The organism is Jatrophihabitans cynanchi (assembly GCF_027247405.1).
In the GTDB taxonomy this organism is placed as follows: Bacteria; Actinomycetota; Actinomycetes; order Mycobacteriales; family Jatrophihabitantaceae; genus Jatrophihabitans_B; species Jatrophihabitans_B cynanchi.
On record NZ_CP097463.1, the window covers coordinates 190,597 to 208,474 of the forward strand.

General features: G+C 72.5%; 16 protein-coding genes. 4 read left to right on the forward strand and 12 right to left on the reverse strand.

The genetic code is table 11. The features are described from left to right. Positions 1–8 precede the first annotated feature (8 nt). The 12 genes from M6B22_RS00890 to hpnC form a co-directional block, all read right to left on the reverse strand. The gene (locus M6B22_RS00890; protein WP_269443879.1) at positions 9–524 is read right to left on the reverse strand and encodes a DUF3995 domain-containing protein; all 516 of its coding nucleotides are present in this window, start codon (positions 522–524) and stop codon (positions 9–11) included. Beyond that, positions 521–1,210, reverse strand: a complete 690-nt coding sequence (locus tag M6B22_RS00895) for a hypothetical protein (protein ID WP_269443880.1) — start codon at positions 1,208–1,210, stop codon at positions 521–523. Before M6B22_RS00895 ends, M6B22_RS00890 begins: the two co-directional genes overlap by 4 nt. A gap of 72 nt (positions 1,211–1,282) precedes the next feature. Continuing rightward, positions 1,283–1,939 carry a response regulator gene (locus M6B22_RS00900; protein WP_269443881.1) on the reverse strand — a complete coding sequence of 219 codons (657 nt, stop codon included), beginning with the start codon at positions 1,937–1,939 and terminating at the stop codon, positions 1,283–1,285. Then, entirely contained in the window at positions 1,936–3,168 is a 1,233-nt protein-coding gene (locus M6B22_RS00905) for a sensor histidine kinase (protein ID WP_269443882.1), read from the reverse strand. Before M6B22_RS00905 ends, M6B22_RS00900 begins: the two co-directional genes overlap by 4 nt. 203 nt (positions 3,169–3,371) lie before the next feature. Further along, positions 3,372–5,300 (reverse strand): 1-deoxy-D-xylulose-5-phosphate synthase, encoded by a 1,929-nt coding sequence (dxs, locus tag M6B22_RS00910; protein WP_407935579.1) that lies wholly within the window; start codon positions 5,298–5,300, stop codon positions 3,372–3,374. A 3-nt stretch (positions 5,301–5,303) separates the two neighbouring features. Continuing rightward, entirely contained in the window at positions 5,304–6,317 is a 1,014-nt protein-coding gene (hpnH, locus tag M6B22_RS00915; RefSeq protein WP_269443884.1) for an adenosyl-hopene transferase HpnH, read from the reverse strand. Beyond that, positions 6,317–7,837 carry a 4-hydroxy-3-methylbut-2-enyl diphosphate reductase gene (gene ispH / locus M6B22_RS00920; protein WP_269443885.1) on the reverse strand — a complete coding sequence of 507 codons (1,521 nt, stop codon included), beginning with the start codon at positions 7,835–7,837 and terminating at the stop codon, positions 6,317–6,319. The genes hpnH and ispH overlap by 1 nt, the downstream gene beginning before the upstream one ends. Beyond that, positions 7,834–9,729: a squalene--hopene cyclase gene (gene shc, locus M6B22_RS00925; RefSeq protein WP_269443886.1), complete on the reverse strand. Its 1,896-nt coding sequence runs from the start codon at positions 9,727–9,729 to the stop codon at positions 7,834–7,836. The genes ispH and shc overlap by 4 nt, the downstream gene beginning before the upstream one ends. Before the next feature lie 39 nt (positions 9,730–9,768). Continuing rightward, complete coding sequence (locus M6B22_RS00930) at positions 9,769–10,806, reverse strand: polyprenyl synthetase family protein (RefSeq protein WP_269443887.1); 1,038 nt, start codon at positions 10,804–10,806, stop codon at positions 9,769–9,771. Then, on the reverse strand, positions 10,803–12,170 hold the full coding sequence (hpnE, locus tag M6B22_RS00935; RefSeq protein WP_269443888.1) for a hydroxysqualene dehydroxylase HpnE: 1,368 nt from the start codon (positions 12,168–12,170) through the stop codon (positions 10,803–10,805). Before hpnE ends, M6B22_RS00930 begins: the two co-directional genes overlap by 4 nt. Beyond that, the gene (locus tag M6B22_RS00940) at positions 12,163–13,056 is read right to left on the reverse strand and encodes a phytoene/squalene synthase family protein (RefSeq protein ID WP_269443889.1); all 894 of its coding nucleotides are present in this window, start codon (positions 13,054–13,056) and stop codon (positions 12,163–12,165) included. The genes hpnE and M6B22_RS00940 overlap by 8 nt, the downstream gene beginning before the upstream one ends. Beyond that, entirely contained in the window at positions 13,053–13,850 is a 798-nt protein-coding gene (gene hpnC, locus M6B22_RS00945; protein ID WP_269443890.1) for a squalene synthase HpnC, read from the reverse strand. The genes M6B22_RS00940 and hpnC overlap by 4 nt, the downstream gene beginning before the upstream one ends. 278 nt (positions 13,851–14,128) lie before the next feature. Between hpnC and M6B22_RS00950 the strand changes: the two genes are divergently transcribed. The 4 genes from M6B22_RS00950 (at position 14,129) to M6B22_RS00965 (ending at position 17,780) form a co-directional block, all read left to right on the forward strand. Beyond that, on the forward strand, positions 14,129–14,407 hold the full coding sequence (locus M6B22_RS00950; RefSeq protein WP_269443891.1) for a hypothetical protein: 279 nt from the start codon (positions 14,129–14,131) through the stop codon (positions 14,405–14,407). 23 nt (positions 14,408–14,430) lie between these two features. Next, positions 14,431–14,862 (forward strand): peptide-methionine (R)-S-oxide reductase MsrB, encoded by a 432-nt coding sequence (msrB, locus tag M6B22_RS00955; RefSeq protein WP_269443892.1) that lies wholly within the window; start codon positions 14,431–14,433, stop codon positions 14,860–14,862. Beyond that, complete coding sequence (locus tag M6B22_RS00960) at positions 14,859–15,731, forward strand: LLM class F420-dependent oxidoreductase (RefSeq protein ID WP_269443893.1); 873 nt, start codon at positions 14,859–14,861, stop codon at positions 15,729–15,731. The genes msrB and M6B22_RS00960 overlap by 4 nt, the downstream gene beginning before the upstream one ends. Positions 15,732–15,806: 75 nt before the next feature. Continuing rightward, on the forward strand, positions 15,807–17,780 hold the full coding sequence (locus M6B22_RS00965) for an acyl-CoA dehydrogenase family protein (protein WP_269443894.1): 1,974 nt from the start codon (positions 15,807–15,809) through the stop codon (positions 17,778–17,780). Positions 17,781–17,878: the final 98 nt, after the last annotated feature.

A 17,878-nucleotide genomic window follows, 5' to 3' on the forward strand; every position in this document is an offset into this window, starting at 1 on the left:
GGTCAACGCTAGCCCGCCGTGGCCGGCTCCGCTCGCAACGACGCGTGCTGCCCGGCGCGCGTGTAGTGCCACGCCAGCCGCGTCCACACGATCGCGCCGAGGACGAACCAGGGCAGATAGACGAACATGAACCACCGGGCCAGGTGCAGGTAGTTCGGCCAGTCGCCACCCGGCAGCGACCACAGCCTGGTCAGGATCGCGCTGAACTCGACGAAGATGTCCAGGCTGCGCAGGATCAACAGCACCGCGCCGAACCATGTCAGCCCGACCAGGGCGCGCCGAACTGGGGCCTGCCACCGCGGCGGCCACTCGCGGACGGTGGCCAGTGCGACGGCCGCACCGCACAGGCAGAACAGCGCGATGCCGGCACAGCTCAGGGCCATGGCCAACCCGGCATCGCGCACCACCCGGTCGCTGAGCGCGGTGCCCAGGCCCTCCTTGCGGCCGGTGGCCCAGTACACGTGCGGAGCCGCGAACACGATCCCCCAGGCCGCCGCGAGCTGTGCCCGCAGTCGCAGGCTCATCGGCTCGTCCCGTCGCCCCGGCCGAGCGCCAGCACACCGAGCCCGACCGCCAGCACGGCCGGTCCGCCCGCGACGAACAACCAGGCGTCGAAGGTGAACACGCCCCCGATGACGACCGCGACGCCGGTCAGGCACAGACCGGTCCCCCACCGCGCAGTCCGCGTCAGCGGCAGCGGCCGGCCGCGCAGCATGTCCAGCGCCTCACTGCGGCGAGCGCACGCGATCAGCAGCACGCCCATCACGCCGAACCACAGCTCGAAGTAGGCCAGGTTCGCCCAGTCGAAGCCGCGCAGCTGCTCGGCCGTCACCTCGCCGTCCGCGGGGTAGCCCAGCGCACCGGTCAGCCGCAGCGCCGACGCCACCGTGTACAGCACCCAATGAGCGAGCGCGAGCACACCGCCGACCCACGCCGTACCGCGGCGCAGCGCACCCGGCAGCAACTGACCGCGCCGCGTCGTAAGCGACAGGCAGACCAGGCCGGCACCGGTGATCACGGCGCACGCGCCCCAGTTCGCGACCGCGAAGTTCGCGCGGGTGCCGGTGATGCCGATCGGGGTGCTGGTGCCGCCGAGACCCCAGTAGACGTGGATCGGGACGTACGCCAGGGCCCAGCCGAGGCTGGCACGGCCGAGCGTGCGGGTCGAGATCGTCCTGCGGAGGGACGGAGCACGGGCGAAAGTGGTCATGGCACCAGCGTCGTCACGCGGACGCGCCGGCACATCGGAGCGCGGTCTCGTCCTTGTGCTACCGCGGGATGATCAGCGGCGCGGTCGTACCAGACCGTGGTCGTAGGCGAAGATCACGGCCTGCACCCGATCGCGCAGGCCGAGCTTGGCCAGCACCCGCCCGACATGCGTCTTGACGGTCGCCTCGGACAGGTACAGCCGCCGGGCGATCTCCGGGTTGGCGAACCCGTTCGCGATCTCGACCAGCACCTCGCGCTCGCGTTCGGTGAGTGCCGCGACGGCGTCGTCATCGCGCGGTCGGGGCGCGGTGTCGGCGAGGTGCTCGAGCATGCGCCTGGTCGTCGACGGCGCGAGCACCGCGTCACCGGCATGCACCGTGCGGATCGCGGTGATCACCTCCTCGGCCGAGGCGTCCTTGAGCAGGAAGCCGCTGGCGCCGGCCCGCAGCGCGGCGTACGCGTACTCGTCCAGGTCGAAGGTGGTCAGCACGATCACCCGCGGGGCGCCGTCGCGCGCGGTGATCGCCGCGGTGGCGTCCACACCGTTCAGGCGCGGCATCTGCACGTCCATCAGGACGACGTCGGCAGACGTGCTCGCCAGTAACTCCACGGCCGCCGCGCCGTCAGCGGCCTCGCCCAGCACCGTCATGTCCTGGCACGAGTCGACCACCATCGCCAGCCCGGTGCGGATCAACTGCTGGTCGTCGACGATCACGACGCGGATGCTCACCGCGATGCCTCCGCCGCGGGAACGCCGGCGCGCACCCGGAAGCCCGTGCCGTGCGGAGCCGCGCTGAAGCTGCCGCCCACCGCGGCGAGGCGATCGTGCAGCCCCTGCAACCCGGCACCGGTCCCCGGCAGGGCCACCGGACGGCCACCGCCGTCGTCGCTCACCTCGGCCGTCAGCTGTCCGTCGCGCCAGTCCAGGTGCACGAGCACGTGCGCCGACGTCCCGGCGTGCTTGACGACATTGGTCAGGCCCTCCTGCACCAACCGGTAGACCGCGAGCTCGGCAGCCGGGGCGATCGCGAACGGCTCACCGGACTCGGCGAACCGCGCGTCCAGCCCGGTGTCGCGCACGCCGGCCACCAGCTGCGGAAGTTCGGCCAGGCCCGGCTGCGGATCCGCCTGTACCGCACCGGGATCACGCAGCACGCCGAGCAGACCGCGCATCTCGGCCAGCGCGTCGCGTCCGGTGCCGGCGATCGCCATGAACGCCTGCACCGCGCGGCTGGCGTCGCTGTTCGCGACGAGGGCACCGCCCTCGGCCTGGCGCACGATCACCGCGAGCGAGTGCGCGACGATGTCGTGCATCTCGCGGGCGATCCGGGCACGTTCCTCCAGCACGGCAAGGCGCGCCGCCTCGACCCGTTCCGTCCGGGCCCGCTGCCGGCGGACCAGCGCGAGCCGGCCCAGGTTCCAGGTGAGCACCACACCGGCGCCGAGCGCGAGTGCGATGTACGCGGCGACCAGCCAGCGTCCGGCGGCGATCTGGTCCAGCGCGCCGGACGTCGTGGCCGCCGCGAGCGCGACCCCGGCAAGCGTCACGACCAGCGCGATCCTGCTGCGCAGCGCGTCGAGCAGCGCGGCGACGCTGTACAGGTCGAACAGGAACAGCAGGCTCGACGGCAGCACCAGCGCCGGTACCTGGTCGGCCGCACCCGGCGCGGCAGCGACGATCCGGCCGTACGGCGCCACGACGATCACCAGCATCGCCGCGCAGGCCAGGCCGAACGCGATCAGCGGCAGGTGCCGACGCAGCGCGACCGTCACGTGCAGCGCCGCGAAACCCGCGACCAGCAGCAGCGCCCAGGTCGTGGACCAGTGGATGCCCTGCGCGGCGCTGATCGACAGGGCGCCGAGCACTGCGGCGCAGCTCAACGCCAGCAGCACGTCAGCCGCCCAGCCGTGCGCTCTTCCCCAGCGATCGGCGCGACCCAGCCACCCCGGTTCGGACACCCGGTCGATCCTAATCGCGCGTGCGGCAGGCCCGTCGTCGTCGGTGTACGTACCTACGGTCGGGACGCAGCCGCGCCGGACGAGGTCCGCGGCACCGCCTCGGACCTGCTGCTCCTGCGGTACCGCCGGCGCACCCCGGACGAGCTCGCGGTCGGCGGCCGCGCGGGCGCTTGAGTAGCTACGTCGCGACCGACGGAGAGCAGCTACGTCGCGACCGACTGAGCCCAGCTCGGCGCCGCACCGAGCAACTGCCCGCACCACTGCTCCACCCGCTCGGCGATCGGCGCCGGCGCCAGCCCGACCTCGGCGCGAACGGCCGCGACCTTGCCGTGCGACAGGAACCGCTGCGGGATCGCGATCTCGCGAAGCGGCACGTCGACACCCTGGGCGCGCAGCAACTGCGAGAGCCGCGAGCCGACCCCGCCCGCCAGCACGCCGTCCTCGACCGAGACCACCAGCCGTGCCTCGCGGGCCAGGTCGACCAGCTCCGCCGGCAGCGGCTGCACCCAGCGCGGATCGACCACGCGCACCGACCGTCCGGCGCCGGCGAGCTGTGCCGCCGCCGCGAGCACGTCCGGAGCCATCGCGCCGACCGACACCAGCAGCACGTCGACCGCCGTTCCCCGCGACGACTCCAGCAGCACGTCGACACCGCCGACGCTGCGCCGGGCCGGCACGTCCGCACCCAGCGGCGTCTTCGGGTAGCGCAGCACGGTCGGGCCGTCGGACACGCCCACCGCCTCGCGCAGCGCGCCGCGCAGCGTCGCCTCGTCGCGTGGTGCGGCGACCCGCAGGCCGGGCACGATGCCGAGCACGGACAGGTCCCACATGCCGTTGTGGCTCGCACCGTCGTCGCCCGTCACGCCGGCCCGGTCGAGCGCGATCGTCACCGGCAGCTTGTGCAGCGCGACGTCCATCAGCAGCTGGTCGAACGCCCGGTTCAGGAAGGTCGAGTACACCGCCACCACCGGGTGCACCCCGCCCATCGCCAGGCCTGCCGCGGAGGTCAGCGCGTGCTGCTCGGCGATGCCGACGTCGTAGAAGCGGTCCGGGAACGCCTCGGCGAACGCGACCAGGCCGGTCGGCTCGCACATCGCCGCGGTGATCGCGACGACATCGCTGCGCTCGGCCCCGATGGCGACGATCTCCTCGCCGAACACCTCGGTCCAGCGCCGGCCCTTGCGCGGCAGCCGCCGCCCGGTCACCGGGTCGAAGGCGCCGGGCGCGTGCATCTGCTCCAGTTCGTCGTCCTCGGCCGGTGCGTAGCCGCAGCCCTTGCGGGTGATGCAGTGCACGAGCACCGGCCCGTTGCCGGCCGAGTAGCGCCGGGCCTGGCGCAGCGCGCGCTCCACCGCGACACGATCGTGCCCGTCGACCGGGCCGACGTACTTGAGCCCGAGGTCCTCGAACATCGGCTGCGGCGCCATCAGGTCCTTGATGCCGCGCTTGACGCCGTGCAGCGTCCCGTACAGCGCGGGTCCGACGAGCGGCACCCGCGGCAGCGTGCCCTTCACGCCACCGAGCGTGCGCTCGTAGCCGGGCCGCAGCCGCAGCGCGTCCAGCCGCCGCGCCAGACCGCCGGCGGTGGGCGCGTAGGAGCGCCCGTTGTCGTTGACCACGATGACCACCGGCCGGTCGGAGGCCGCGATGTTGTTCAGCGCCTCCCAGGCCATCCCCCCGGTGAGCGCACCGTCGCCGACCACCGCGACGACCGGGCGACGCACCCCGCGTACCTGGAACGCCTTCGCCAGCCCGTCCGCGTAGCTCAGCGCGGTCGAGGCGTGCGAGTTCTCGATCCAGTCGTGCTCGCTCTCGGCACGGCTCGGATACCCGGACAGCCCGCCCGCGACGCGCAGTTCGTCGAAGCCGGCCCGGCGACCGGTGACGATCTTGTGGACGTAGGACTGGTGACCGGTGTCGAACAGGATCGGCTCGGCCGGTGAGTCGAACACCCGGTGCAGCGCCAGCGTCAGCTCGACGACACCGAGGTTCGGCCCCAGGTGACCCGAGCCGGCCTGGGCCAGCTTCACGACCAGGAACTCGCGGATCTCCGCCGCCAGCGCGGTCAGCTCACGCCGGTTCAGCCGGCGCAGGTCGGCCGGCGACTCGACGCGCGACAGCACCGAGTGCACTGCTCAGCCCTGCTCACGCAGCGCCCGCAGGCTCTGCTTGAGTGAGCCCATCGTCGCGAGCACCGCAGTCGGCTCGTACCCGCAGTGGGCCATGCAGTTGTTGCAGCGCGAGTCGCGGCCGCGGCCGTACTTCTCCCACTCGGTCGTCTCGATCAGCTCCTTGTACGTCTTCACGTAACCGTCTGCCATCAGGTAGCAGGGCTTCTGCCAGCCGAGCAGCGAGTACGACGGGATGCCCCACGCGGTGCACTGGTAGTCGACCTTGCCCTCGAGGAAGTCCAGGAACAGCGGCGAGTGGTTCAGCCGCCACCGCTTGCGATTGCCGCCCGCGAACGCCTTGCGGAACAGCTCACGGGTCTCCTCGACGCCGAGGAAGTGATCCTGGTCCGGCGCCTTCTCGTAGGCGTAGGCCGGCGAGATCATCATGTCGTCGACCTGCACCTCGTCGTTGAGGAAGTTCAGCACGTCGATGATCGTCTGCGGCGTGTCGGTGTTGAAGAACGTCGAGTTGGTGGTGACCCGGAAGCCCTTCTCCTTCAGGAACTTGATCGCCGCGATCGCCTCGTCGAACACGCCCTCCTTGGACACCGACTCGTCGTGCCGCTCGCGCAGGCCGTCGATGTGCACCGCGAAGGAGAAGTACCGCGAGGGCTTGAAGTCGAACTTGTCCCACCGCTTGCGGATCAGCTCGGCGTTGGTGCACAGGTAGACGTACTTCTTGAGCTTGACGAGCTCGTTGACGATCACGTCGATCTGCGGGTGCATCATCGGCTCGCCGCCTGCGAGCGAGACCATCGGCGCGCCACACTCCTCGATGGCGCCTAGCGCCTGCTCGACGGGCATCCGCTGGCGCAGGATCTCGTGCGGCTGCTGGATCTTGCCGCACCCGTTGCAGTGCAGGTTGCAGGCGTACAGCGGCTCCAGCTCCACGATCAGCGGGAACTTCTCGCGGCGGCGCACCTTCTGGGTGAACAGGTACCAGCCGATGCGGCTCGCTTGGCGCATGGGAATGGCCATCAGCCGACAACCCCCTTCGGGTCGATCACTGTCTTCGGAAGAGTGAAGGTGACGTCCTCACGAGTCACCACGCGTTCGGTCACCTCGACCGGGCCGAGCGCGCGCAGCGTGCCGATGACCTCGTCGACAAGGTGCGGCGGAGCGGACGCCCCCGCCGTAACGCCGACCGTACGCGCCCCCGCCAGCCACGCCGGCAGGATCTCCGTCGCGTCGTCCACCAGGTGTGCCTCGGCGCCGCAGCGCTGCGCGACCTCGACCAGCCGCAGCGAGTTGGACGAGTTCGCCGAACCGAGCACGAGCACCACGTCGGAGTCGGTCGCGACCGCCCGCACCGCCTGCTGCCGGTTGGTCGTCGCGTAGCAGATGTCGTCGGTCGGCGAGGACTCGATGGCCGGGAAGCGGCGGCGCAGCACGGCAACCGTGTCGGCCGCGTCGTCGACCGCGAGCGTGGTCTGCATCAGCAGCGCGACACGCTCGGGGTCGGCGGCCTGCACCTGCTCGGCCTCGCCCGGGTTCTGCACAAGACTGATCTTGCCCGGTACCTCGCCGAGCGTCCCCTCGGTCTCGTCGTGGCCGTCGTGGCCGATGAGGAACACGGTGTCTCCGCGCGCGGCGAACCGGCGCGCCTCGTTGTGCACCTTCGCGACCAGCGGGCAGGTCGCGTCGATCACGTTCAGTCCACGCCGGGCGGCCTCGTCGCGCACGGCCGGCGCGACCCCGTGCGCGGAGAACACCACGGTGGTGCCGTCGGGCACCTGGTCCAGCTCGTCCACGAACACCGCGCCGTGCCGCTCCAGGTCGCGGACGACGTGCGCGTTGTGCACGATCTGGCGACGCACGTAGACCGGGCGCGGGAAGCGCTGCAATGCGAGCTGGACGATGTCGATCGCGCGCTCCACGCCCGCGCAGAACGAGCGTGGCTCGGCGAGCAGCACCTGCCGCGGCCCGCACAGGTCGGCCCAGGTGCGCAGCGCCGGTCCGACGTGCCGCAGCACGCTCAGCGCGCGGGCGCCGGCGGGCAGCGTGGCCAGCCGCACCACCGGGCTGAACGCGGTGTCGACGATGACCCGGACGACGGCGGTGGGGATCGCGCCGGCCGCCCGCACGATCGCGGTCGACTCCATGTCGACCGCGAGCGCGCCGGTGGCGGCGAGCCTGGCTCGTGCTTCGGCGCCGCCGACGAGCCGGTCGGTGCTGACCATCGGGCCGGCGTGCACCCGCAGCCCGAGCCGGCGCAGTTCGGCAACGAGCGGCCCGGCGCCGCGCAGCACGATGCGGCCGTGCTCGTCGCGCACCTCGCTGGCCACCACCACGTCGCCGGGGCGAAGGGACGGGTCGAGGCCGCCGGCCACACCCGCGACCACGAGCGCCTCGGGCTGTGTGGCGTCGAGCTTCGGCAGCCAGGCGCGCACCCGGTCCGGCCCCATGCCGCAGCGCTGCAGGCGAGCGTCGGGCACCCGGCCGCTCAGCGCGGCGAACTCGCTGCGCAGTGCGGTGACGACGGTGAGTCTTGCGGTCATTGCGCACCGCGCTTCGCCGCCAGGTACCGGCCCAGGGCGCTGAGCGGGAACACCAACCGGTACAGCTCGTAGTTGATGTAGAAGTCGCCCGGGAACCCGGTGCCGGTGTACAGGTCCTCGTCCCAGCAGCCGTCGGCGCGCTGCGTGCGCACCAGCCAGTCGACACCGCGCGCCACCGCGTCGGTGTGCGGGTCGACCGCGAGCAGCGCCAGCAGCGCCCACGCGGTCTGCGAGGCGGTCGAGGCGCCCTTGCCGCGCCAGGACGGGTCGCGGTACGAGCGCAGGTCCTCGCCCCAGCCGCCGTCGGCGTTCTGGTGCTCCTGCAGCCAGCGCACCGCGCGCCGTACCGGGATCGAGTCGGGCGCGACGCCGGCGGCGACCAGGGCGGGCACCACCGCCCCGGTGCCGTACACCAGGTTGGCGCCCCACCGGCCGAACCAGGCGCCGTCCGGCTCCTGCGCGTCGAGCAGCCACTGCACGCCGCTCGCCGTGACGGCCGAGTCGCGCTCGCCTAGGTACGCGAGCATCTCGACGGTGTGCGCGGTGACGTCGGCCGACGGCGGGTCGATCACGGCGCCGAAGTCGCAGAACGGCAACCGCTCTACGAGCCGGCGGGTGTTGTCCGCGTCGAACGCGGCCCAGCCGCCGTCGCGTGACTGCATGCCGATCACCCAGTCGACGCCCCGGCGGGCGGCCTCCCGGACCCCGGGCAGCAGCCCGCTGAAGTGGCGCAGCGCGAGCACCACCTCGGCGGTGTCGTCGACGTCCGGGTAGCCGTCGTTGGCGAACTCGAACGCCCAGCCGCCCGGTGCGAGGTCGGGGCGTTTGACCGACCAGTCGCCGCGGACAGTGATCTCCTCCCCCAACATCCACTGCACAGCCTGTGTCAGCGCCGGATCGTCCGGCTGCATTCCGCTGTCGACCAGACCGATGACCGCCAGGCAGGTGTCCCACACCGGCGACTGGCAGGCCTCGAGGCGGCGGACCGGGCCGTCGGGCGCCTGTTCGTGGACGAGGAACCCCTCCAACCCGCGCACCGCCGCGACCATCACCGGGTGATCTGGTGCGTAGCCGAGCAGGTGCAGCGCGAGGATCGAGTACACCCAGGGTGGCTGGATGCCGCCCCAGCCGCCGTCGGCCTCCTGGCGGGCGATGATCCACTCGGCGGCGCGGCGCATCGCCAGCTTGCGCCCCGGGTGGACCGGTAGCCGTTCGTACACCTTCAGGGCGCGATCCAGCACGGCGAACGCGGTGCCGACCGCCCCGCCGCGGCGTGCGGGCGGACGGCTGCCGGTGCGCAGTTCGGCCAGCGTGAACGGCAACGGACGTACCGGGCGGAGCGTGGCGACCACGGTGATCGGCACCACCGTCTGCCGGGCCCAGCAGCCCCAGTCGTAGATGTTGAGCGGCACCCAGCTGGGTAGCAGCACCAGTTCGGGCGGCATCGACGGCAGCTCGTCCCAGGACCATTCGCCGAACAGCGCGAGCCAGATCCGGGTGAACACCCGGCTGGCCTCGATACCCCCCCGGGAAAGGATGAACTCACGCGCGAGTTGCAGGTGCTCGGCGTCCGGGTCGTCGCCCGCAAGGCGCAGCGCCGTGTACGCCTCGACGGTCGTGGACAGGTCGCCCGGGCCGCCCTCGAAGGTGGCCCAGGTCCCTTCGCCGCGTTGCTGCGAGCGGATCCAGCGGGCGGCGCCGTCCAGTTCGTCCGGCCGCAGGATCCCGAGGAACTGGCGCAACAGCAGGTCTTCGGCGTCCATCGTGACGTTGGTGCGCAGCTCGCCCTTCCACCAACCCGCGGGCGCCTGCCGGGACAGCAGATGCTCCTGCGCGGCCGTCACGGCAGCGCCGACCGCGGCGTGCGGGTCGGCCTTCGGCAGTGTGGTCACGGCAGTTGATCTCCAGTCCTAGTGTCCACCGGTCAGTGTCTACCGGTCGCGGGCCACGATGAAGCGAGCGACCTCCTCGAGGTCGGCCACCGCGGCCGGGGATGCCGGCTGCACCTGGTGCAGGCTGCGCAACGCGCAGTCCAGCAACCGGTCCGCCTCGTCGAGCGCCCAGTCGATGCCGCCGGCCGCGACGATGAGCTCGCGCGCCCGGGTGACGTCCGCCTCGGTCTCCGGCGGGCCCGGCCGCAACAGCTCGGCCAGCTCGGCAGACTGCGGCAAGCCGGCACCGAGTGCCGCGACCACAGCCGCGCTGCGCTTGCCGGCCCGCACGTCCGAACTCGCCGACTTGCCGGTGACGACAGGGTCGCCGACGACTCCGAGCACGTCGTCGACCAGCTGGAACGCCAGCCCCATCAGCCGGCCGAACTCGCCCAACGCGCGCAGCGAGGGCTCGGGGGCGCCGGCGGCCAGCGCGCCGATCGACGACGCGCACGCCAGCAGCGCCGCGGTCTTGCCCTCCTCCATGCGCAGCACGTCCTCGAGCGCGGCGTCCGGGCGCCGTTCGAGCGCGAGGTCCTCGGACTGCCCGCTGATCAGGTGCTGCACCGCGCCGAGCAGGTGCGGCAGGGTGTGCGGCGCGCCGGCCGTGATCACCTCCACCGCGGCGGTGAGCATCGCGTTGCCGGCGAGGATCGCCTGCCCCTCGCCGAACGCGACCCAGCCGGTCGGGCGGTGCCGCCGCTCGGTGTCGCGATCCATGATGTCGTCGTGCAGCAGCGAGAAGTTGTGCACCAGCTCGAGCGCCACCGCGCCCGGGACGCCCGCCTGCGGGTCACCGCCGACGGCCTGCGCGGACAGCACCGCGAGCGTCGGCCGGATCATCTTCCCGCCGCCGCCCTCGACCGGTGTGCCGTCGGCGTCGCACCAGCCCAGCTGGTAGCTGGCGACCAGGCGCATCCGCTCGTCGGCCAGGCCGGCGACCGCGGCACGCAGCGCCGGCTCGACCAGCTCGCACGCGCGCGCTATCGCCGGCGGCGTCCGCATCGGGGCCGATCGGGTGGACAGGGTGTCGGTCATGCGGCGAACCTCAGCGTGTCATGCGGGCAGACCCGGCCGACGGCCTCGGCGGCCCGGATCCCGCTGCGAACGGCACTTTCCATCGTGTCCGGCCAGCCGGTGGCGGTCCACGCCCCGGCCAGCCAGATGCTCTCGAGGCCACTGTCGGCCGCGGGACGCAGCGCGGCCTGCCCGGCGGCCTGCCGGAACGTCGCGCGGCGCTCGCGGGTGACGAACGCGTCCAGCACCTCTGCCCGGCCGGCGGCAGGCAGCAGCCGTGCCAGCTCGGCGACGAACCGCTCGCGGATCGCGGCGCTCGGAACGTCGACGAGATCGTCGGCGGCCGAGACGGTGACGGCCAGGTACTGCGCACCGGGGCGCGACGCGCGCACCTCGGAGCCGGCGGTGCGATCGAAGAACCACTGCACCGGCGAGCCGACGGCCGCGGCGAAAGGGAGGTCGGTGACGGCGCGGTCGTAGATCACGTGCACGTTCACGATCGGCGTGGCGCCGAGCCCGCGCGCCGGCGCCGCGGCGGTCCCGGAAAGCTCTGGGGCGATCGCGAACGCGTCGCGGTGCGGCACCGCCAGCACCACCGCGTCCGCCTGCCAGCCGCCGGGGCCGCTCACGTCCGGGACGTGCACCACGCCGCCTGCCTCGACCGCGCGCACCCGGGTACCGAGCAGCACCTGCACCCCGGCCGCCCGCAGCGCGTCCCCGGCGGCCTGAGAATGCAGCGCACCCAACGGCGCGGTGGCGTACCCGATGTCGGACGCGGGCGCGCTGTCGAGCAGGCCGGTGCGGAACACCTTCGCGGCCAGCGCGAGCGACGCCTCGTCCGGGCGCAGGTTCAGCGTGGCCGTGGCGACGATCCCCCACAGCGCCTCGATCGTCGCGTCGTTCTGCCCGTGCCGGCGCAGGTAGCCGCCGAGCGTGTGCGCGTCGAGCGCCGGGTCGAGCGGGTCGAGCCGCCGCAGCGCGAGTGCGCCGCGCGCGGCCCGCATCCGGTCGGCCGGCGACAGCAGCCCGTAGCGGGCGAGCGCCGCGCCGAGGTGGGCCGGCGCGGGCACGCCGGGCAGCCGGCTGAGCCGGGCCCGCCTGCCGTCCGGGCGCAGCACCGGGATGTCCAGGTGGTCCTGCAGCGTGGTCTGGTCCAGTGCGCCGACGCGGCGCAGCAGCCAGCGGTACGCCTCGCAGCAGCGCAGGAACACGTGCTGGCCGTTGTCGACCCACAGTTCGCCGCGCCGGAACGAGAAGGCCGCACCGCCGAGCCGCGGGCGTCCCTCGACGAGGGTGACCGAGCGGCCGCAGTCGGCAAGTCGCAGTGCGGCGGAGATCCCGGCCAGGCCGCCGCCGACCACCACCACGTCGTGTTGCTCAGCCATGGCGGCCCGCGATCAGGGCACGTGCCGCCACCGTCAGCTTGTCCCGGGTGGGCAGCGACGCCCGGCCCGTCATCACCTGGCGCGGGTCGGCGGCGATCCGCTCGAGCAGTTCGCGGTAGATGCCGGCCATCGCGGCGCAGCAGGCGGCGCTGCGCCGGTCGAGCACGTCCAGCAACTGCAGGCCGCGGTCGTACCAGCCCCAGGCGCGCGCCGCCTCGAACCGGATCAGCTCGGCGAGCGCGCCGTCCTGCGGGTCCAGCGAGCCGTCCGGCAGCACGGTGATGTGGCAGTCGAACAGGTCGAGGTCGCGCTTGGGCAGGTAGACCCGGCCGTTGCCGTGGTCCTCGCGGACGTCGCGCAGGATGTTGGTCAGCTGCAGCGCGACGCCGAGCGCGTCGGCGAGTTCGCCCGCTTCCCGTGCGTCCGGCTCCGACAGCTCCGGGTGGAAGACACCGAGTGAGAGCCGGCCGATCGAGCCGGCGACGCACCGGCAGTACTCGACGAGGTCGGCCAGTTGGTCGTAGCTGCGCCCGGTGACGTCCATCTCGCAGCCGTCGACCAGTTCGCCGAACGCGGCGAGCGGGATGGGCAGCCGGCGGGCCGCGTCCTCGAGTGCGCGCAGCACCGGGTCATGCGGGTGTGCCCCGGGCGCCAGCGCACCGGCGCGGGCCTCGGCGAGCAGTCGCAGCTTCTGCTCGGCCGGCAGCGTGCCGTCACCGATGTCGTCGATACGGCGGGCGAGCGCGTAGACAGCCGACAACGCGCGCCGCTTGGCCGGCGGCAGCAGCCGGATGCCCCACGCGAAGTTGCGCGCCTGCTCCCGCGTGATCCGCTCGCACTCCCGGTATGCCTCGGGTACGGACGGGGCCTCCGCCGGCGCGGTCACGGTGCCCACACCCGGATCGCGTGCAGCGCGGTACGCGCGCGCGAGGGCCGTACCGGTGCGGCCAACACCTCGTAGCCGGCGCCTCGCAAGGCGGACGCGGTCGCGAGGCCGCCGGCGACGTAACCGGCGACCGCGACGCGCGACCAGCCGTGCAGCCGCTTCACCAACGCGGAACCGCGCTGCAGCATGTCCTCGGCGCGCGCGACCTGTACGGCGACAACGGCGCGCAACGCCGCGCTCGTGGTGGCCGCGGTCAGGTCGCTCGTGCCGACCGACGCGGCCCGCAACTCCTCGTCCGGCAGGTAGACCCGCCCCGCACGCGCGTCCTCGCCGACGTCCTGGCAGTGCTCGAGCACCTGCAGCGCCGCGCACACGGTGTCCGAGTCGGCGACGTTCGCCTCGGTCACCGCGCCGGCAACGTGCAGCACGATCCGGCCGACCGGCGCGGCCGAGAGCCGGCAGTAGTCGAGCAGTTCGTCGAACGTGGCGTAGCTGCGCTTGCGCTGATCGAGCTTGTTCGCCTCGACCAGGTCCAGCAGCAGGTCGTTCGCGATGCCGTGCTCGCGCACGATCGGTGCCAGGCAGGCAACCGGGTGCAGCCGCGACACCCCGTCCGGCAGCGCGCGAACCTCACGGTCGACGATGTCGAGCAGGGCGAGCCGATCGGGTGGCGCGCAGTCGGCACGATCGCCCACGTCGTCGACGAACCGCGCGTACCGGTACACGGCTCCCAGTGCGGCCCGCGGACGGCGCGGCAGCACCCGCAGCGCGACCGGGAAGTTCTCCGCCCCCATTTGCGCGCCCGCACCGTCGGCGAGGCGCTGCAGAAGCGCCTCGGGCCCGTCGGGACCTGCCCGATCGTGCCGTGGCACAACAGCTTCCATATGACTTCTCGCCGGCCTCGAGATCTCGGTGATGGTGTCCTGTCCGCGTGTTTACTGTCTATATCAGACCGTCCCCGACGCCCTCCATGACAAATCCGGTGCACAGCCCATTCTTCTACTCTGGCCCATGAACGCCGGTAGGCGCAGCCGTTTTAGCCGCGCCGGGCGTGTCGGCCTACGCTGGGCGGGTGCAGGTCGACGGGCGGTACCGCGGCTCCTTCGACGATGATCCGGGCGAGCCCACCGATCCGTCATGGGCCTCGCCGTACGTCGACGGCGCGTGGGGGCGCACCGCGAATCCCAACACCGCGGACGGCGAGCTGCAGAACCTCGCGGCGTTCGGTGCGGGCCTGGCCAGGCTCACCGGCCCACGGCGCACCGCCGCGCGGTTCGTGGTGTGGCTGATCCTGCTCGGCACCGCGCTCACGATCATCTACGGCATGGTCGGCATCGTCGCAATCTGGTGACGCCGGTCGGTACCGTCAACAGCATGAGCACGGACGAGATGCCCCCACCCACGGTCAGCAAGACCGACGAGCAGTGGCGCGCGCAGCTGACACCTCAGGAGTACGCGGTGCTCCGCGAGGCCGCCACCGAGCGCCCCTTCACCGGCGAGTACACCGACAACCACCGCACCGGCGTGTACCGCTGCCGCGCCTGCGGCACCGAACTGTTCCGCAGCGACACCAAGTTCGAGTCGCACTGCGGCTGGCCGTCGTTCTTCACCCCGCTCGCCGGCGACCGGGTGATCGAGCGCGCCGACACCAGCCTGGGAATGCGCCGCGTCGAGGTGCTCTGCGCGAACTGTCACAGCCACCTCGGGCACGTCTTCGAGGGCGAGGGGTACGACACCCCGACGGACCAGCGCTACTGCATCAACTCGATCTCGCTCACCTTCGACGAAGACGAGCCCGCACGGTGAAGCTCGGCCTGCACGTCGCGAACTTCACCTGGCCGGGCGGCGCGGACACGATGGCGTCCGACCTCGCCCGCATCGCGCACACCGCGGACGAGGTCGGCTTCTCCAATCTGTCGGTGATGGACCACGTCTGGCAGATCGGCGTCAACGGGCCGCCCGAACTCGACATGCTCGAGGCCTACACCACGCTCGGATTCCTGGCCGCGCACACCGAGCACATCGAACTGCTGGCCTGGGTCACCGCTGCCGTGTACCGCGAGCCGGGACTGCTCGCCAAGGCGGTGACGACGCTGGACGTGCTCTCCGGCGGACGTGCCTGGCTGGGCATCGGCGCGGCGTGGAACGAGGAGGAGTCACGCGGCCTGGGCCTGCCGTTCCCTCCGACCGCGGAACGCTTCGAGCGGCTGGAGGAGGCGCTGCAGATCTGCCTGCAGATGTGGCAGCACGACGACGCGCCGTATCGCGGCAAGCACTACACGCTCGAACGCACGCTCAACGCGCCGCAGTCACTGCGCCGACCGCACCCGCCGATCCTCATCGGCGGCGGCGGCGAGCGTAAGACGCTGCGCCTCGTCGCGCAGTACGCGCAGGCCTGCAACCTGTTCAACTCCGCCGACCTGGAGCACAAGCTCGACGTGCTGCGCGCGCACTGCGAGGCGGTCGGCCGCGACTACGACGAGATCGAGAAGACGGTGATGACCCGGCTCGACCCGGGGCCGGACGGCGAGCACGTCGATGCGCTGCTCGCCGACCTCGAACGCCTCGCCGGCCTCGGCGTCACGCACGTGCACGGCCAGGTGCCGGATGCCGTCTCGATCACGCCGCTCGAGCTGCTCGGCACGCGGGTGATCCCGGTGGTGGCGAGCCTGTAGGTAGGCCTCCGGGGTTGGCCGGTGCTACCGGCGGGTAGGACTCCCGCGAGCCGGTTCCGTCAGGGGAGGCACGTCGTGAGCACGTCCACGCAGATCACCGAGCAGCAGGCCCGCGCCGTCGCTGAGGAGGCACGTGAGGCCGGCTGGGACAGGCCGTCGTTCTGCAAGGAGTTGTTCCTCGGCAGGTTCCCGCTGGAGTTGATCCATCCGCACCCGCGCGCCGACCCCGCCGACGCCGCCGCCGGTGCGGCGTTCCTGGACCGGCTGCGGGCGTACTGCGCGAGCATCGACGGCGGTGCGATCGAGCGCGAGGCACGCATCCCGGACGAGTGCGTGCAGGGGCTCGCCGAACTCGGCTGCTTCGGTATCAAGATCCCGGTCGAGTACGGCGGTCTCGGACTGTCCCAGGTGGTGTACGGGCGGGCGCTCGCGCTCGTCGGCTCCGTCCATGCCAGCCTCGGCGCGTTGCTGTCCGCGCACCAGTCGATCGGCGTGCCGGAGCCACTGAAGCTGGCCGGCACCCCCGCGCAGAAGAACGAGTTCCTGCCACGCTGCGCACGCGGCGCGGTGAGCGCGTTCCTGCTCACCGAGCCGGACGTCGGCTCCGACCCGGCCCGGCTGCGCACCTCGGCCACACCGACCGACGACGGCGGATACCTCATCGACGGGACGAAGCTGTGGACCACCAACGGCGTCGTTGCCGAGTTGCTCGTCGTCATGGCCCGGGTGCCGTCGCACGCCGGCGGCCCTGGTGGCGTGTCCGCATTCGTCGTCGAGGCGGACTCCCCCGGCATCACCGTCGAGCACCGCAACGCGTTCATGGGGCTGCGCGGGATCGAGAACGGCGTCACCCACTTCGACCAGGTGCGCGTGCCTGCGCAGAACCGGATCGGCAACGAGGGTGACGGGCTGCGCATCGCGCTGGCCACGCTGAACACCGGTCGGCTGTCGCTTCCCGCGATGTGCGCCGGAGCGGGCAAGTGGTCGTTGAAGATCGCGCGCGAGTGGTCGGCCGAACGGGTCCAGTGGGGCCGCCCGGTGGGCGAGCACGAGGCGGTGGCCACCAAGATCGCGTTCATCGCCGCGACCACGTTCGCGATGGAGGCCGTGCTCGACCTGTCCGGCCACCTCGCCGACGAGGGACGCAAGGACATCCGGATCGAGGCCGCCGTCGCCAAGCTCTGGACCAGCGAGATGGCCTGCCGCATTGCCGACGAACTCGTCCAGATCCGTGGCGGCCGCGGCTACGAGACCGCCGACTCGCTGGCCGCCCGCGGCGAGCGGGCCGTGCCGGCGGAGCAGATGCTGCGCGACCTGCGCATCAACCGGATCTTCGAAGGCTCCAGCGAGATCATGCGGCTGTTGATCGCCCGCGAGGCCGTCGACACGCACCTGAACGCGGCCGGCGACCTGGCCGACCCCGAGGCGGACCTGACGCACAAGGCGAAGTCCGCCGCGCACGCGAGCGGCTTCTACGCTCGATGGCTGCCGCAGCTGGCCACCGGGCCCGGCCTGCTGCCGACCTCCTATCGCGAGTTCGGCGCGCTGGCCACCCACCTGCGCTACGCCGAGCGCACCTCGCGCAAGCTCGCTCGCTCGACGTTCTACGCGATGGCGCGCTGGCAGGCGGCACTGGAGAAGCGGCAGGGGTTCCTCGGCGGGATCGTCGACATCGGTGCCGAGCTCTTCGCGATCACCGCGGCCTGCGTGCGTGCCGAACTGATACGCGCCGAGGAGGGATCGGACGGCGGCGACGGCGGCGACGGCGGCCCGAACGGCGCTGCCGCGTACGAACTGGCCGCCGCTTTCGCCGCGCAGTCCCGGCTGCGCATCGATGCATTGTTCGACGGGCTGTGGCACAACACCGACGCCGGCGATGTCGCCCTCGCCCGAGGAGTACTCGCCGGTGAGTACACCTGGCTCGAGGACGGCGTGCTCGATCCCAGCGAGGGCACCGGTCCGTGGATCGCTCCGTGGACGACCGGTGCGGCCACGGGCGAGTCGGTGGCGCGACGCTTCCTGCCCTCGACTCGGGGGGATGTCCGGTAGCGCGCTCGTTCGATCGAGCAGGCGGACGACGACGTCGTGACGCACCCACCTGGACAGGCAACCAAACCCCCATCCGCAACACCGCACACGACCCGAGG